The organism is Paraburkholderia sp. GAS41, assembly GCF_050436545.1.
GTDB lineage: Bacteria > Pseudomonadota > Gammaproteobacteria > Burkholderiales > Burkholderiaceae > Paraburkholderia.
On the sequence record NZ_JBNDMK010000013.1, the window covers coordinates 15,421 to 28,699 of the forward strand.

A 13,279-nucleotide genomic window follows, 5' to 3' on the forward strand; every position below is an offset into this window, starting at 1 on the left:
GCCAGGCGAAAACGGGGAACCCGCTGCGCCGCGCGGCGGATGAGCGCTTACATCACTTGCGCCCAGGGATGCCGGCCAAAATGCAGCCGTTCGAAGGCTTCGATCGCAGCGAGCGAGTCGAGCGTCAGATCGATGGTGTCCATGCCTTCGATCACCATGCGCTTGTGGCGTGCGCCGATCGGATAGGCATACTGTCGGCCCGACGCAGATGTCACCGTCTGTCGTTCCAGATCGAGCGAGATCGATATGCCGGGCGTTTCGCTGACCTCATAGGTCAGCGCATCGATCGCGTCGCGTTTCAGTTGCACGAGTAACAGGCGGTTATTCATGGCGTTCGAATAGAAGATCTCCGCGAAGCTCGGCGCGATCACCGCCTGAAAACCGTATTGCTGCAAACCCCACACGGCGTGCTCGCGGCTCGATCCACAGCCGAAGTTCGCGCCGCCAATCAGAATGCGTGCGTTCGCATAAGCGCTCTGGTTGAGCACGCAGTCGACGCGAGGCGCGCCCCGCTCATCGAAGCGCAGGTCATACAGCAGACCATCGGCCAGACCCGCTTTGTCGATGATGCGCAGGAATTGCTTCGGCATGATCTGGTCCGTGTCGAGGTTGTCGATCGGCAACGACACGGCGCTGCCATGAATGGTCGTGAGTCGGGTCATGACGGAAGTGCCTCCAACGTACGGACATCGGTGATGCAGCCTGTCAGCGCGGCGGCTGCCGCCATTGCCGGACTCATCAGATGTGTGCGGCCGCCGCGTCCCTGACGGCCTTCGAAATTGCGGTTGGTGGTGGACGCGCAACGTTCTCCGGCATCGAGTACGTCGTCGTTCATCGCGAGGCACATCGAGCAGCCCGGCTCGCGCCATTCGAAGCCCGCGTCGATCAGCGTCTGCGCGATGCCTTCCTGCTCGGCGGTCCGCCGCACGCTGCCGGACCCGGGCACGACCATGGCGCGCACGCCCGCGGCGACGCGCTTGCCGCGCACGATCGCCGCCACCGTGCGCAAATCTTCGATGCGCCCATTGGTGCACGAGCCGATGAACACGCGGTCGATGCGCGTTCCGGCAATCAGCCGGTCAGCAGTGAGTCCCATATAGTCCAGCGCGCGGCGCAGCGACGCGGCGGCTTCCGGCGTCGGTTGCGCGGCTTCGGCTGGAATCGGCTGATCAATCGCCACGGCCTGATCGGGACTGGTGCCCCATGTCACGAACGGAGCGATGGTGCGTGCGTCGAAGTGGTGCTCTGCATCGAAGCGCGCGGCGGGGTCGGAATGCAGGCCGCGCCAGTCCTCGAGCGCGGCTTGCCACGCAGTATCGTCGAGTGAAGGCGTGTGAGCGCGCACGTAGTCGAAGGTGGTCGCATCTGGCGCGATCAGCGCTGCACGAGCGCCCGCCTCGACGGTCATATTACACAGGGTCATGCGCGCCTCGGCCGACAACGATGCGATGGTCGAACCGGCGAATTCCACGGCATACCCTCGCGCGCCTTGTGCGCCGATCCTGCTGATGATCCAGATGACGACATCCTTGGACGATGTGCCATACGGAAGCGCGCCATCGATTGCGATGCGCATGGTCTTCGCGAACCGGTACACGAGCGTTTGTGTCGCCAGCACATGCTCCACTTCCGATGTACCGATGCCGAAGCCCAGAGTGCCGAGTGCGCCGTATGTCGTGGTATGGCTGTCGCCGCACAGCACGACCATGCCGGGGCGAATCAATCCGAGCTCCGGCGCAACGATATGTTCGATGCCTTGTAGCGGATCGTTGGCGGCAAAAAGCCGTATGCCGGCCCGTTCACAGTTGCGCGCCAGATTCTGCGCCTGCAACAGCGACGCCGCATCGCGAATCACGCGCGGCGACTCCGCATGCGTCGGAATGATGTGACTCACGACGGCGAGTTGCTGGCGTGGACGGCGCACCGTACGGCCGCGAGCATCGAGCGCGCTGAACGCTTGCGGGCTGGTGTACTCGTTCATCAGATGCAGATCGGCGTACAGCAGCACGTTATGTTCGTCGACACGCGACACCGTGTGCGAATCGACGAGCTTCTGGTAAAGAGTTTGGGCAGACATGGGTTACTCGCTGAGAAAAGGCAACACGCGTTCGAGCAGTTGCTCCGGCGCTTCCTCGGGAATGTAGTGGCCGCAAGACAGCGGCTCGCCCCGCACGTCCGGCGCATACGCCCGCCACTCTGCAAGCGGATCGAAGCATTGTTCGATCACGCCCTGCGCGCCCCATAACGCCATGAACGGGCAGACGATCCGCTGCTGCGAAGCGAGCGTCGCGCGGTCGTGTTCGAGGTCGATCGTGACGCTCGCGCGATAGTCCTCGCAGATGCCGTGCGCCGTGTCGGAGTCGGAGAGGCACCGCAGATATTCCGCGTAAGCGGCCGGCGTGAACGGTGCGAGGCCGGCGCTACGCGCGCCGATAGTCTGCTTCAGATAGAGATCGGGGTCCGCACGGATCAGCGTCTCCGGAAAAGGCGCCGGGCGGACCAGCATGAACCAGTGCCAGTAGGCACGAGCGAAATCGAACGAGGTCTGTTCATACATGGCGAGCGTCGGCGCGACATCGAGCGTGACGAGGCGCGTCACCACGCCCGGGTGATCGAGTGCCATGCGCACCGCGACGCGCCCGCCGCGGTCGTGGCCGGTCACCGCGAAGCGCTCATGGCCCAGACTGCGCATGAGCTCGACCTGATCGAGCGCCATGCGGCGCTTGGCATAGTTCGCGTGACCGGCGGCGCCCAGCGGCTTATCGCTGTCGCCGTAGCCGCGCAGATCCGCAGCCACCACCGTGAAATGCTCTGCCAGCGCGGGCGCGACCTTGTGCCAGATCACGTGCGTTTGCGGATGCCCGTGCAAGAGCAAAAGCGCCGGGCCGCGCCCACCCTGGATTGCGTGAATGCGCACGCCGTCTACCGTCGTTGACGCGTCGTTAAAGCCTTCAAACATGGTTGCCTCCTGATCGTGATTCGAGTCTAATTGATGAATCATGCGATTTAGTTTCCCAAAAATTATTCTGGTAGTAACTATCAGGAACGAATCGTCGAAACGACTCGGAGCATTGAGATGGATGGTTTTTCCGACCTGAATCTGTTCGCACTCGTGGCACGGCACCGAAATCTGGCGGCGGCTGCGCGCGAACTGGGCGTGACGCCGCCCGCCGTCAGCAAACGGCTGGCGCAACTGGAACGACGCCTGGGCGTGCGGTTGATGAATCGCACGACCCGGCGTCTGAGCCTCACGCCCGAGGGCGAGCTTTACCTGTCGAACGGCTCGCGCATTCTGGTCGAGTTGCTGGAACTGGAGCATCTCGTCACGCAAAGCCGCGGCGAGCCGACCGGTCTGCTGCGCGTGAATGCATCATTCGGGTTCGGGCGAGCCCGTATCGCGCCGGCGGTATCGGAGTTCGTCGCGCGCTATCCCGCGATAAAAATCCTGCTGCATCTGACGGAGCGTCCAATCAGTCTTCAGGACGAAGGCTTCGATCTGGGTATTCGCTTCGGCGAAGTGCCGGATGCACGCATCAACGCGCGGCTCCTTCTCGAAAACAGACGGATGGTGTGCGCGTCGCCTGACTACGTGATGCGGCACGGCAAGCCCTCCGTGCCGCACGACCTGACGCGACATGCGTGCATCGTTCTACGTGAGAACGAGTCGGCTTATGGCACATGGCATTTTTCGCGCGGCAAGCGCACGGAAACGGTCAAGGTCGACGGAGCCTTGTCCAGCAACGACGGCAGCGTGGTGCTGCATTGGGCGCTCGAAGGTCGCGGGATCGTCGTGCGCTCGGAGTGGGAAATCCAGGAACATCTCGCCCGGGGTGAACTCGTGCCATTGCTCGAGGACTGGGCATTGCCGGATGCCAACATCCACGCGATCTACCTGGAGCGCAATCAGCTTTCGGTCAAGCTCAGGACCTTTGTTGACTTTCTCGGCGACTTTCTACGTAGACCGAAGGAAATCGCATGACACGCGGTTGATGAGCGTTCACGACGCAAACCTTTGCGTGGGCACTATTTCAGCCAATTTGAATCAATTCGGCTGCAACGCAAATAGACCCGTGAACATCAATGGAGATCGCCTCTTTGTCGATCCAGAATTTTTCCTTTTTAATCACTCAAGAAAGGATTCTGTATGCCGTTATGAGAAAAGTGCGCCGACGCTCCGCTGAAAGATTCATCATATCAATGACCCGCCGGCCACGATGAGTTAACCGAACGACGCGCGACCTGTCGCGCCGCCCCGCGCTGCTGCACCTACGCCTTCTTACTCAATCTCGACGGCACGACATGCGTTGCAGAAACTCAGCGAAGCCCCTCGTATCAGCGGCCTTCGCAGTACTCATCATGCAGTCTCCTGCGGCGCTGGCCGATGAGCCCGCCGCGCCCAGCGTACCGACCACGTCCGGCAAGCTCCTGTTGACCGGCGGCGTCTCCGAAATCGAGGGTGCCGCCGGCGGAGGTCTCACGCCCTGGGCGGTAATCGGTGGCTACGGGACGGCTTCGCAACTCGGCGCGAACGCCCACGGCACTTATGTGCACACCCAGGACTTCGCGCTGTCGACCTTTGGCGTGGCAGTGGGCGTAGCCAATCGTGTCGAATTCTCGGTCGCGCGTCAGGAATTCGACACACGCGACGCTGGGGCACAACTCGGGCTCGGTTCAGGGTTCAGGTTCAACATGGACACGATCGGCGTGAAAGTGCGCCTGTTCGGTGACGCGGTACTCGATCAGGATACGTGGGTGCCACAGGTCGCTGCCGGCATCCAGTTCAAGCACAACGAACAGGGCGATGTTGTCAGAGCCGTCGGCGCGGCAAGCAATTCCGGCACGGACTTCTATGTATCGGCGACAAAATTGCTGCTCTCGCAGAGCCTGCTGCTCAACGGCACGCTGCGCCTCACGAAAGCCAATCAGTTCGGTCTGCTTGGTTTCGGTGGCGACAAATCAGACAGTTACCATCCCGAATTCGAAGCCTCGGTCGCCTATCTGTTATCGCGCTATGTTGCGGTGGGCGCCGAATACCGCACCAAGCCCGACAACCTCGGCTTCGCACGTGAGCAGAACGCTTATGACGCGTTCATTGCCTGGGCGCCGACCAAACACGTCTCCCTGACACTCGCCTATGTCGCGCTCGGCGACATCGCGACAATCCGCGATCAACGTGGCGCTTACGCTTCCTTGCAGGTGGGGTTCTGACCATGAATATCAGGGCACTGATCCGTCGCGCCGCGTGCGCTCCCATCGTGCTGGGCGCATTATTGTCGCCCTCTGCTCACGCCGACGATTCGCTCTACAGAGAGTTCGGCCAACAACCGGGGCTGGTCAGGATCATCGACGACTTCTACGATCTCCTGCTGGTCGATCCGCGCACGCAACCTTACTTCGAGGGTGCGCCGATCAAGCGCATCAAGCAGAAGCTCGCCGAGCAGTTCTGCGTGTTGCTGGACGGCCCATGCGTGTATACGGGACGTACGATGAAGCGCGCGCACGAAGGCCAGAATATCGATCGCGCCGCGTTCAATGCGCTCGTAGAAGACCTGCAAACGGCAATGGACAAGAACGGTGTGCCGTTTAGAGCTCAAAACAAGCTGCTCGCGAAACTGGCGCCGATGTATCGCGACGTGCAGGACCGCGAGTAAACGAGCCGCTCATTGTCGTTCGCGATATTGAGCGTGCATGGCTAGTCTTTTTCGCCCGTCAACGGACCTTATGTCAATGCATTCAGATCACTGGACGTTTGCCAGGCGGACCTGGTTCAGGACCGCGGCCTGCTGGATCGCCCTGCACGCCGCAGCGGCCAGCGCCGCAAGCCTCGAGGTGGCCGTCGTCGACCAGAACGGCGCACCGCTCGCCGACGCGATCGTCTACGCAACGCCACTGAGCGGCAAGCTGCCACCCGTCAAGCCAGCCAGTTCGGTCGTCGATCAGATCAAGCGGCAGTTCGTGCCACTGGTGTCGGTCGTTCAATCCGGCACGGCAATCACGTTTCCGAACAAGGACAATTTCGAGCACGACGTCTACTCGTTTTCGCCCGCGAAGAAATTTGAACTGCATCTGTACCACGGCGTGCCGGCGAGTCCGGTCGTGTTCGACAAACCGGGGCTGGTCGTGATGGGTTGCAATATTCATGATTCGATGATCGCCTACGTCATGGTGGTCGACACGCCATGGTTCGCCAAGACCGACGCGAATGGTCATGCTTCGATCGACAACCTGCCTGCCGATAACTACAAGGTGACAGCCTGGCACTATCGTCTCGCTGACGCCAACGCTTTGCCAATGCAGAAATTGCCGTCCGGCGCGAAGGCCTCGTTCACGCTGAATCTGTCGGCTCAATAGGCGCACCATGCGATTCCATAGTCTGCGCGCCCAGATTGCGAGTGTCGTCGTGCTGCTGATGCTGGCCGCACAACTTGCAGGCTTCGGCGTGATCAGCACAGTCATCCGTACGAATGCACGCAGCAATGCGGAGCAGGAACTGGTCGTGGCGGAACGTGTGTTCCGCCAGGTGCTGCGTTCAAACGGCGAAAAGCTGACGCAGGCGGCTGTCGTCGTGGCCGCGGACTTCGGCTTCCGCGAGGCTGTCGCGACGCACGATGAAAACACCGTCGTGTCGGCGCTGCACAATCACGGCGCGCGAATCGACGCCGACGTCGTCATGCTCGCCGATCTCGATGGCAAGCTGATCGCGGACAGCCGCGGCGTGTCGCAAGCCGGCGCACCGTTTCCGCTGAGGAGTCTGATTCATGCGGCGGCCGGGCAAGGCGACTCATCGTCGATCGTCGCGGTTGACGGCAAGCTGTATCAGGTGGTCGCTGTGCCCGTCAAAGCGCCCCTCACCGTTGCCTGGGTTGCGATGGGTTTTCTGATCGACGATAACGTGGCAAGAGATATGGCGAGCCTCACGTCACTCAACGTGTCCTTTCTCGATCGCCGCGCCGACGGCCGCTGGAACGTGCTGGCCAGTTCCCTGCACGACGGCGAGCACGCCCGCACAGGCATCGCCGATATCGCCGACGACAACTATGCGACGCGGGTCGTGCCTCTGCAGTCGAGCGGCGAGCCGACCGCCGTGATGCTCCAGCGTTCCCTGCGCGAAGCCATGGCACCGTTTCACCAGTTGCAGACCACGTTGCTGATGATTACCGCGTTCGGTGTGCTCCTCTCGATTGCCGGAAGCGTGCTGACCGCGCGTAGCGTGACTCGACCCGTGGCCGCGCTCACGCGCTTCTCGCGCCGCATCGGACAGGGTGAGTACAACGAACCGATCGAAATTTCGCGTCAGGACGAACTCGGTGAACTGGCGAAGGCATTCAATCACATGCAGGCCGCGATATCCGAGCGCGAACGTCACATCGTTGAACTCGCCTACATGGATCGACTGACGGGGCTGGCGAATCGCGCCATGTTCAACGAACGATTGCAGGCCGCGATCGTCGAGTCGCAGCCCGACGCCGACCGCCGCAAGCCCGCGAGCGCTTTCAGCGTGATGATGATGGACCTCGACCGGTTCAAGCTGGTGAACGACACGCTCGGTCATCCGATCGGCGATCTGCTGCTGTGCGAAGTCGCGACGCGCTTGCGCGCCGCGCTGCGAGGCACGGATCTCGTCGCACGGCTAGGCGGTGACGAGTTCGCTGTGCTTTTGCTGGGCGACACGAGTGAAGGTGCGCAACGCGTTGCGACCCATCTGCTGAAGACGCTGGAGCAGCCCATCATGATCGAGGGCCAACTGGTCGACGTGGGTGCGAGCATCGGCATTGTCGCGTTCCCACAGCACGGCACCGATATGAATGTGTTGATGCGCCGCGCCGATATTGCGATGTACGTCGCAAAGCGCTCGAACACCGGCTACGCGCTATATGACGAGAAGCACGATCAGAACAATGCAGAGCGGCTTTCGCTGATGAGCGAGTTGCGCCAGGCCGTAGAACACGATCAGCTGACGCTCTACTACCAGCCGAAGCTCGATCTTGCGACGGGTAGCGTGAAGCATGTCGAAGCACTGGTGCGCTGGGACCATCCGACACGCGGTTTCGTCGCCCCGGACCAGTTCATTCCGTTCGCCGAACAAACCGGCTATATCAAGGTGATTTCGCAATGGGTCGCTGACAAGGCGATTGGCCAGGTCGCCGCATGGCACGCGGCGGGTATCGACCTCGCCGTCTCAGTCAACGTATCGGCGCGCGAGCTGATCCAGTCGACGCTTCCCGATACGTTCGGCGCCCTGTTGGCGAAACACGCGGTCGCACCAGAGATGCTGTGGATCGAAATTACCGAAAGCGCGATCATGGACGATCCGAATCACGCCATCGAGACACTTGATCGCCTGCATGCCCTCGGCATCCGCCTCGCGGTGGACGACTTCGGCACGGGCTATTCATCGCTGTCCTATCTGAAGCGCATGCCGGTCGACGAACTGAAGATCGACAAGTCGTTCGTGATGGGTTGACAGAGCATAAGGACGACGAAACTATTGTCCGCTCCACCATCGATCTCGCGCACAATATGGGCCTGAAGGTGGTCGCCGAAGGTGTGGAGAGTGAAGAGATGCTGACGCGCCTGCGCGAGTTGCGCTGCGATCTCGTCCAGGGCTACCTCTTGACGCGCCCACTGCCGCCGCTGAAGCTCGAGGCATGGTTGATCGATTGGGCGATCGCGCAGTCGAACAACCAGGAACTGGGACTTGCATCGGACCCCGTCCGCCATAAGGCGACTGTTTAAGCAGTCGTTTCCGCGTTATCCGGCGTAATCGACGCGTCGAGACCGGTGTCGTGCGTCCCCAATGCGCTGCGCCGGTGCAACTGTCGTTCCGTGATGATTCTCGCCTCCCCCCATCCATATGAGTTCGGCCCGCGCTTATCGGTCATTCGACCGATGCTATCAAGACCGGCCGAGTGCCATCATCTCCATCAATGCGGGCTTCCTGTTGCGATGACGCTGGTGCGATTCCGCCGACAGCCCACCGCAGCGAGCAACTGGCGCGTCGTTCAAATCGACACGGTCGACAAAATTGAAAGGAGTTTCAATGGCTGATCATCTTTCGGATGCCACCCGCTTTCAGGGTGAGCAGTGGCTCAAACGCTATTACTTTTCGCGTGCCGCGTTTTCCGTCGTATGGGTCGTGCTCGCGTTCGCCATCGGGCAGCACGTCACGGCGATTGGGGCAGCACTCCTCATCATCTATCCGGTATGGGATGCGCTGGCCAACTACGTCGATATGTCGCGTAGCGGTGGAATGCGCGAAAACCTTACGCAGGCTTTCAACGTCTTCGCTAGCGCGGTGATAGCGATTGCGGTGATTGTGGTGTTGAGCGTCAACACAAACCTGGTCCTTGACGTATTCGGAGTCTGGGCCGTTTTGTCCGGATTACTTCAACTCGGCACCGCCGTCCGCCGCTGGAAGCGTTTTGGTGCGCAGTGGGCAATGATTTTGAGCGGGGGCCAGTCGGCGCTGGCGGGCGCGTTTTTTATCGCGCAGGCCCATGCGTCGGTGCCCCCGGCGATTATCAAAGTGGCCGGCTATGCAGGTGTCGGCGCGATCTATTTTCTTGTCTCTGCGTTGTGGCTATCGGGCGGCCAACTGCGGCGCAAGTTTGCATCGACGCATTGAATAGCCGGATTATCGTGGCCGTCTTTTCGCCGGCGCTGCGATTCGACGATCACTACGAGATCAATGCCAGTATGGATCGAATCGACCGCTACGCAATGGGACGTTTTACGTGTTGGCGGCGTGGTGCTTCGACCCTCGCTCACCGCGTTCAGTGAGTTCCGCGTTTGTCCGATATTCATTTCGCACTCGACAACATCCTGAACCATACTGGTTTTCGCGACGCGCTCTTAATGCGTCGCCGACCCACGAAGTCACTAATGTGCGGCGTTTCGTGCGCCCCTCAGCACGTGTCCGCCAACACCAAGCGGAAAATAACCGCTTGGTGGAGTGTTTCGCCATTCGTTACTTTGTCCCAAGTTGAGGCTTTCTCGCCCCACATTCCCGAACAGACGGCCGCGTCGACGGTCCCCCGTTCTCTCATCACTGGCTTCGCAAACGGCGATAGTCACGCATAACTGCGGCCGCTTAAGTTTCATTTCTCCGAATGGCGCGCCTAATTCCGCCAGGCAATGAGAACTCCTGCGCCTTCCGAAATCAAGTGCGTAATTCGGTGAAGGAGATGAACATGAAGATCAGGCATTTAAGCGCTTTGTCAGCAATAGCCATTGCGCTTCTCTCACTCAGTGGTGCCGCGCAGGCCGGTGGCCTGTGTTCGAACGCAACGCTAAAGGGACCGTATGGATTTAGCGCGCAGGGGGAAGTTCTTGGATTGCTGGATGCAACGGGCACGCTACTCCCGTTCGCCACTCCGTCCGTCCTTAATGACGTCGCCATCGTGACATTCGACGGCATGGGGAATTTCACACGGACCGACTTCGGCAACATGAACGGGGTTCCGAAGGGCGGGCAGACTGCATTCAATCCGAATCAGACCGGCACCCACACGGTGAACCCCGATTGCACCGGTACCATGCAGATCAAGTACACCGCCGGCCCCGTGCCGTCCGGCGTCGTGCTTGACCTGGAAATGGTTGTCGCTGACGACGGGACGGTCGTCAAAGCGATTATCGCCAAGGAGACCGTCCCGGCCGCCGGGCCGACCGCCAACGGCACGACGTGTTCATCGAATTGCCAGTTAGGCGTGCAAGTGAGTTTTGAGGGTAAAAAGGTCCTGGTCTATGGTTTCCGCTAGTCGAATACCCCCTAATCACCGTGCAATGAAATGCCTAATCTCCCTCTACGACCTTAACGTGGAGTGAAAGTAATGAAAGCCATTGTCTTTACCCGCTTCGGCGACCCCGAGAAAGTTCTCGAACTTAAAACCTTGCCTGATCCAACACCACCCGGGCCCGGCGAAGTCGTAGTTCGCGTGACCAGGCGTCAGCTTCATCCAGGCAATCTCATGATGGTTCGAGGGAAGTTCAATATCCCGCTGCCCGCAGACGGATTCCTGATCCCTGGCGCGGATGGCGTCGGCGTCGTCGAGACGGTGGGCGAAGGAGTGGATTCTGCAAGTGTGAAGCCGGGCATGCGTGTGATTTTTAATCCGAGCCCGGGTGCATGGGCAGAGCGTATCAGGACGCGCGCCGAACTTGTGACACCCATCCCGGATGATTTGCCCGACGCTATCGCCGTCCAGATGCTCCCGAACGCCGTGATCGCGCTGATGTTGCTGCGTGAAGCACACCGCGCAGTGCCGGACGCGGGTCGTGATATACCGATTCTCCTGAATGCGGCTGGATCGTCGGTAGCGCGCTTCCTGACGATCGCGGCACACAGGCGCGGCCTGAAAGTGATGGGCACGGTTCGAAGTGAAAACGGGGCGAATATCCTGTCCCGTCGGTTCCCGGATCTGCCTGTCGTTTCAACGGCCGATCCCGACTGGCTCGAACAACTGCGCCACGCGGCAGGATCGCGGCCGCTTCAGGTCATCATGGATCCAGTCGGCGGAGCGATGATCGGCGATCTCGTTTCGCTGCTCGACGACGGCGGAACTCTTTTGCTTTACGGCGCAATGTCTTCGAATCCGATTACATTTCCGTTTGCTGCGGTGCCTCGGGAGATCATGCTTAAAGGCGTGTCGTCTTCACGCTGGGTACAGAACACTTCGGCCGAACAGCGGCGTGACGATGTGGCGGAGGCGATCGAAATCGGCCGCAACTCGCCTGAAAAATTCGAAGTGGAGGCCGAATATGATCTGGCGCGGTTCGCCAACGCGGTCGAGCACCTCGAGCGCGAAAATCGCAACGGAGCGATCCTCCTCGCTTCGGATTAGTGGAGTGGAATATCGCGGGTCATCGCTGACAAACGCGGCTGGAATGCGCACGTCTATGCACGAATGAACGGCAGGTTATGGAGCGGGGTCAACGCTTGAGCGTCCGATCTCTGCTCCATCTAAGCGGCCGTTGTACGCAGGAAGCAGTCATGGTTGTGCGATAAGTCCGAACGGCACATGTGGGCGACGATGCGCCCCGCCGAGGCAAAAAAGCCGGGGAAGTATTGGCCCAGGAGAACGCACCGGGAGGGCGCCTATGTCGCTGAGCGCACGACGACAGCGTCAGCCTTGCGGAATCTTTTCCTGATCGCAATGATCATGGCCTGAAGCTGGAACCTTCAATTCTATTCGCTTTACAGCGTACAGCAACCCACTGTTGTTTCAAACCCATCACCCAACACCGTCGCCCTGCAATGTTGGTTTGGATGTGTAACGATAGCCGTGCAGCTCGCACCTGTCTGAAGACACTAGACAACTCAACGGGGAAGATCGATGAGAGAAAATGCCGAGACGCTATTCGTTGCTTCAGAAGACATCGCAACAGCGTTAAATCTGCTGGATAGCATTGAAGTTGAGGTCGGATTCGATAGCGATGATCCGGACAGTGTCGAGCAGGCCATTCTGGCCGTCGAAGAGGCGATCAATACTCGCCTGAGTTCCTATCGCGGTGATTCACGCATTGAATCTGCCATCCTTCGCGTCAAGTCAGACTTTCGATGCGCGATCCTTGATCAAGGGTTGTCCGACGAGGACGATGATGAGGTGATAAGCAGCGTCCACACCCTGCAATAATATTTCCATGTCCATGTCACCCGATCGCCCGTTGGGATCGGGCGAGCACTGTAACGAAGCAGAAGCACTTGACAATTATCCGGCGACGACTAAGTTCAACATGTCTAAAGTTTGGCTAATTACTGGAAGCGGAAGCTACCCAGCATTGTTTACGAGCACGTCGAGTCGCCCGAAGCTATCGATCGCTGCATCGACGGCCGCCTGACCTTGAGACTCGTCCGTGACATCGAGCTCGACCGCCCGGACATTCGCGCCGTATTGCGCTACCAGTTCGTCCCGCTGACGGACGTTGTGGGCGGTCGCGACGACCTGGTTTCCGGCGGCCAAAGCTGCCTCGGCAAGTCGGTGCAAGCATGAAACAGCTGGAGGGCTATTGGGGCAACGAGTCTGGGGACCCCATCAAGGTTGCACAGGTTATTCTCCGGATCGCCGACACGGAGACGGTGCCGCCGCACATTCTCCTCGGAAGCGACGCTTTCCATTTCGCGCGTCAAGCGGAGCAGGCAAGAGCAGCCGATGCAGATCGTTGGCAAGCGGTCAGCATCTCGACTGACGTAGATGCTATCGGTTCCATTCCGACGTTTCCGACGTATTGAATAGTCCTAAGCATTGCTAGCTATCATGAGCGGCCGCTTAGCGGAAAGGCG

Annotated in this window: 13 protein-coding genes and 1 pseudogene; 10 read left to right on the top strand and 4 right to left on the bottom strand. The window is 60.1% G+C overall.

The annotated features are described in order from the left end of the window. Nucleotides 1–47 precede the first annotated feature (47 nt). From leuD to P3T43_RS18685, 3 genes are read right to left on the bottom strand one after another with little or no spacing between them, the layout of a single operon-like run. Nucleotides 48–662, bottom strand: a complete 615-nt coding sequence (gene leuD, locus P3T43_RS18675) for a 3-isopropylmalate dehydratase small subunit (protein WP_429282521.1) — start codon at nucleotides 660–662, stop codon at nucleotides 48–50. Next, nucleotides 659–2,077 (bottom strand): 3-isopropylmalate dehydratase large subunit, encoded by a 1,419-nt coding sequence (gene leuC / locus P3T43_RS18680; protein ID WP_429282522.1) that lies wholly within the window; start codon nucleotides 2,075–2,077, stop codon nucleotides 659–661. The genes leuD and leuC overlap by 4 nt, the downstream gene beginning before the upstream one ends. Nucleotides 2,078–2,080: 3 nt before the next feature. Further along, nucleotides 2,081–2,959, bottom strand: a complete 879-nt coding sequence (locus tag P3T43_RS18685; protein WP_429282523.1) for an alpha/beta fold hydrolase — start codon at nucleotides 2,957–2,959, stop codon at nucleotides 2,081–2,083. Nucleotides 2,960–3,076: 117 nt separating this feature from the next. Here P3T43_RS18685 and P3T43_RS18690 point away from each other — a divergent pair, with 117 nt between their 5' ends. The 9 genes and pseudogenes from P3T43_RS18690 (at nucleotide 3,077) to P3T43_RS18730 (ending at nucleotide 12,632) form a co-directional block, all read left to right on the top strand. Continuing rightward, a complete protein-coding gene (locus tag P3T43_RS18690) occupies nucleotides 3,077–3,979 on the top strand; it encodes a LysR family transcriptional regulator (RefSeq protein WP_429282524.1) in 903 nt (300 codons plus the stop codon). A gap of 377 nt (nucleotides 3,980–4,356) precedes the next feature. Beyond that, nucleotides 4,357–5,208 (top strand): DUF3034 family protein, encoded by an 852-nt coding sequence (locus P3T43_RS18695; RefSeq protein ID WP_429282525.1) that lies wholly within the window; start codon nucleotides 4,357–4,359, stop codon nucleotides 5,206–5,208. 2 nt (nucleotides 5,209–5,210) lie between these two features. Continuing rightward, nucleotides 5,211–5,651, top strand: a complete 441-nt coding sequence (locus P3T43_RS18700) for a group I truncated hemoglobin (protein WP_429282526.1) — start codon at nucleotides 5,211–5,213, stop codon at nucleotides 5,649–5,651. Between the two features lie 76 nt (nucleotides 5,652–5,727). Beyond that, nucleotides 5,728–6,351, top strand: a complete 624-nt coding sequence (locus P3T43_RS18705) for a methylamine utilization protein (RefSeq protein WP_429282527.1) — start codon at nucleotides 5,728–5,730, stop codon at nucleotides 6,349–6,351. A gap of 58 nt (nucleotides 6,352–6,409) precedes the next feature. Continuing rightward, a pseudogene (locus tag P3T43_RS18710) lies at nucleotides 6,410–8,736 on the top strand (putative bifunctional diguanylate cyclase/phosphodiesterase). A gap of 304 nt (nucleotides 8,737–9,040) precedes the next feature. After that, a complete protein-coding gene (locus P3T43_RS18715) occupies nucleotides 9,041–9,625 on the top strand; it encodes a DUF308 domain-containing protein (protein ID WP_429282528.1) in 585 nt (194 codons plus the stop codon). 565 nt (nucleotides 9,626–10,190) lie between these two features. Then, complete coding sequence (locus tag P3T43_RS18720) at nucleotides 10,191–10,757, top strand: hypothetical protein (protein ID WP_429282529.1); 567 nt, start codon at nucleotides 10,191–10,193, stop codon at nucleotides 10,755–10,757. Between the two features lie 72 nt (nucleotides 10,758–10,829). Further along, a complete protein-coding gene (locus P3T43_RS18725; RefSeq protein ID WP_429282530.1) occupies nucleotides 10,830–11,840 on the top strand; it encodes an alcohol dehydrogenase catalytic domain-containing protein in 1,011 nt (336 codons plus the stop codon). 492 nt (nucleotides 11,841–12,332) lie between these two features. Then, on the top strand, nucleotides 12,333–12,632 hold the full coding sequence (locus tag P3T43_RS18730) for a hypothetical protein (protein ID WP_429282531.1): 300 nt from the start codon (nucleotides 12,333–12,335) through the stop codon (nucleotides 12,630–12,632). A gap of 135 nt (nucleotides 12,633–12,767) precedes the next feature. On the opposite strand, the gene P3T43_RS18735 is transcribed toward P3T43_RS18730, so the two are convergent. Then, nucleotides 12,768–12,983: an SDR family NAD(P)-dependent oxidoreductase gene (locus P3T43_RS18735; RefSeq protein WP_429282532.1), complete on the bottom strand. Its 216-nt coding sequence runs from the start codon at nucleotides 12,981–12,983 to the stop codon at nucleotides 12,768–12,770. A 2-nt stretch (nucleotides 12,984–12,985) separates the two neighbouring features. Between P3T43_RS18735 and P3T43_RS18740 the strand changes: the two genes are divergently transcribed. Continuing rightward, entirely contained in the window at nucleotides 12,986–13,228 is a 243-nt protein-coding gene (locus tag P3T43_RS18740) for a hypothetical protein (RefSeq protein ID WP_429282533.1), read from the top strand. The last annotated feature ends 51 nt before the right edge of the window (nucleotides 13,229–13,279 follow it).

Coding starts and splice junctions, on each gene's coding strand:
- P3T43_RS18730 (WP_429282531.1), top strand. CDS start 12,333: ATGAGAGAAAATGCCGAGACGCTATTCGTTGCTTCAGAAGACATCGCA.
- P3T43_RS18715 (WP_429282528.1), top strand. CDS start 9,041: ATGGCTGATCATCTTTCGGATGCCACCCGCTTTCAGGGTGAGCAGTGG.
- P3T43_RS18725 (WP_429282530.1), top strand. CDS start 10,830: ATGAAAGCCATTGTCTTTACCCGCTTCGGCGACCCCGAGAAAGTTCTC.
- P3T43_RS18690 (WP_429282524.1), top strand. CDS start 3,077: ATGGATGGTTTTTCCGACCTGAATCTGTTCGCACTCGTGGCACGGCAC.
- P3T43_RS18740 (WP_429282533.1), top strand. CDS start 12,986: ATGAAACAGCTGGAGGGCTATTGGGGCAACGAGTCTGGGGACCCCATC.
- leuD (WP_429282521.1), bottom strand. CDS start 662: ATGACCCGACTCACGACCATTCATGGCAGCGCCGTGTCGTTGCCGATC.
- P3T43_RS18685 (WP_429282523.1), bottom strand. CDS start 2,959: ATGTTTGAAGGCTTTAACGACGCGTCAACGACGGTAGACGGCGTGCGC.
- leuC (WP_429282522.1), bottom strand. CDS start 2,077: ATGTCTGCCCAAACTCTTTACCAGAAGCTCGTCGATTCGCACACGGTG.
- P3T43_RS18695 (WP_429282525.1), top strand. CDS start 4,357: ATGCAGTCTCCTGCGGCGCTGGCCGATGAGCCCGCCGCGCCCAGCGTA.
- P3T43_RS18705 (WP_429282527.1), top strand. CDS start 5,728: ATGCATTCAGATCACTGGACGTTTGCCAGGCGGACCTGGTTCAGGACC.
- P3T43_RS18720 (WP_429282529.1), top strand. CDS start 10,191: ATGAAGATCAGGCATTTAAGCGCTTTGTCAGCAATAGCCATTGCGCTT.
- P3T43_RS18700 (WP_429282526.1), top strand. CDS start 5,211: ATGAATATCAGGGCACTGATCCGTCGCGCCGCGTGCGCTCCCATCGTG.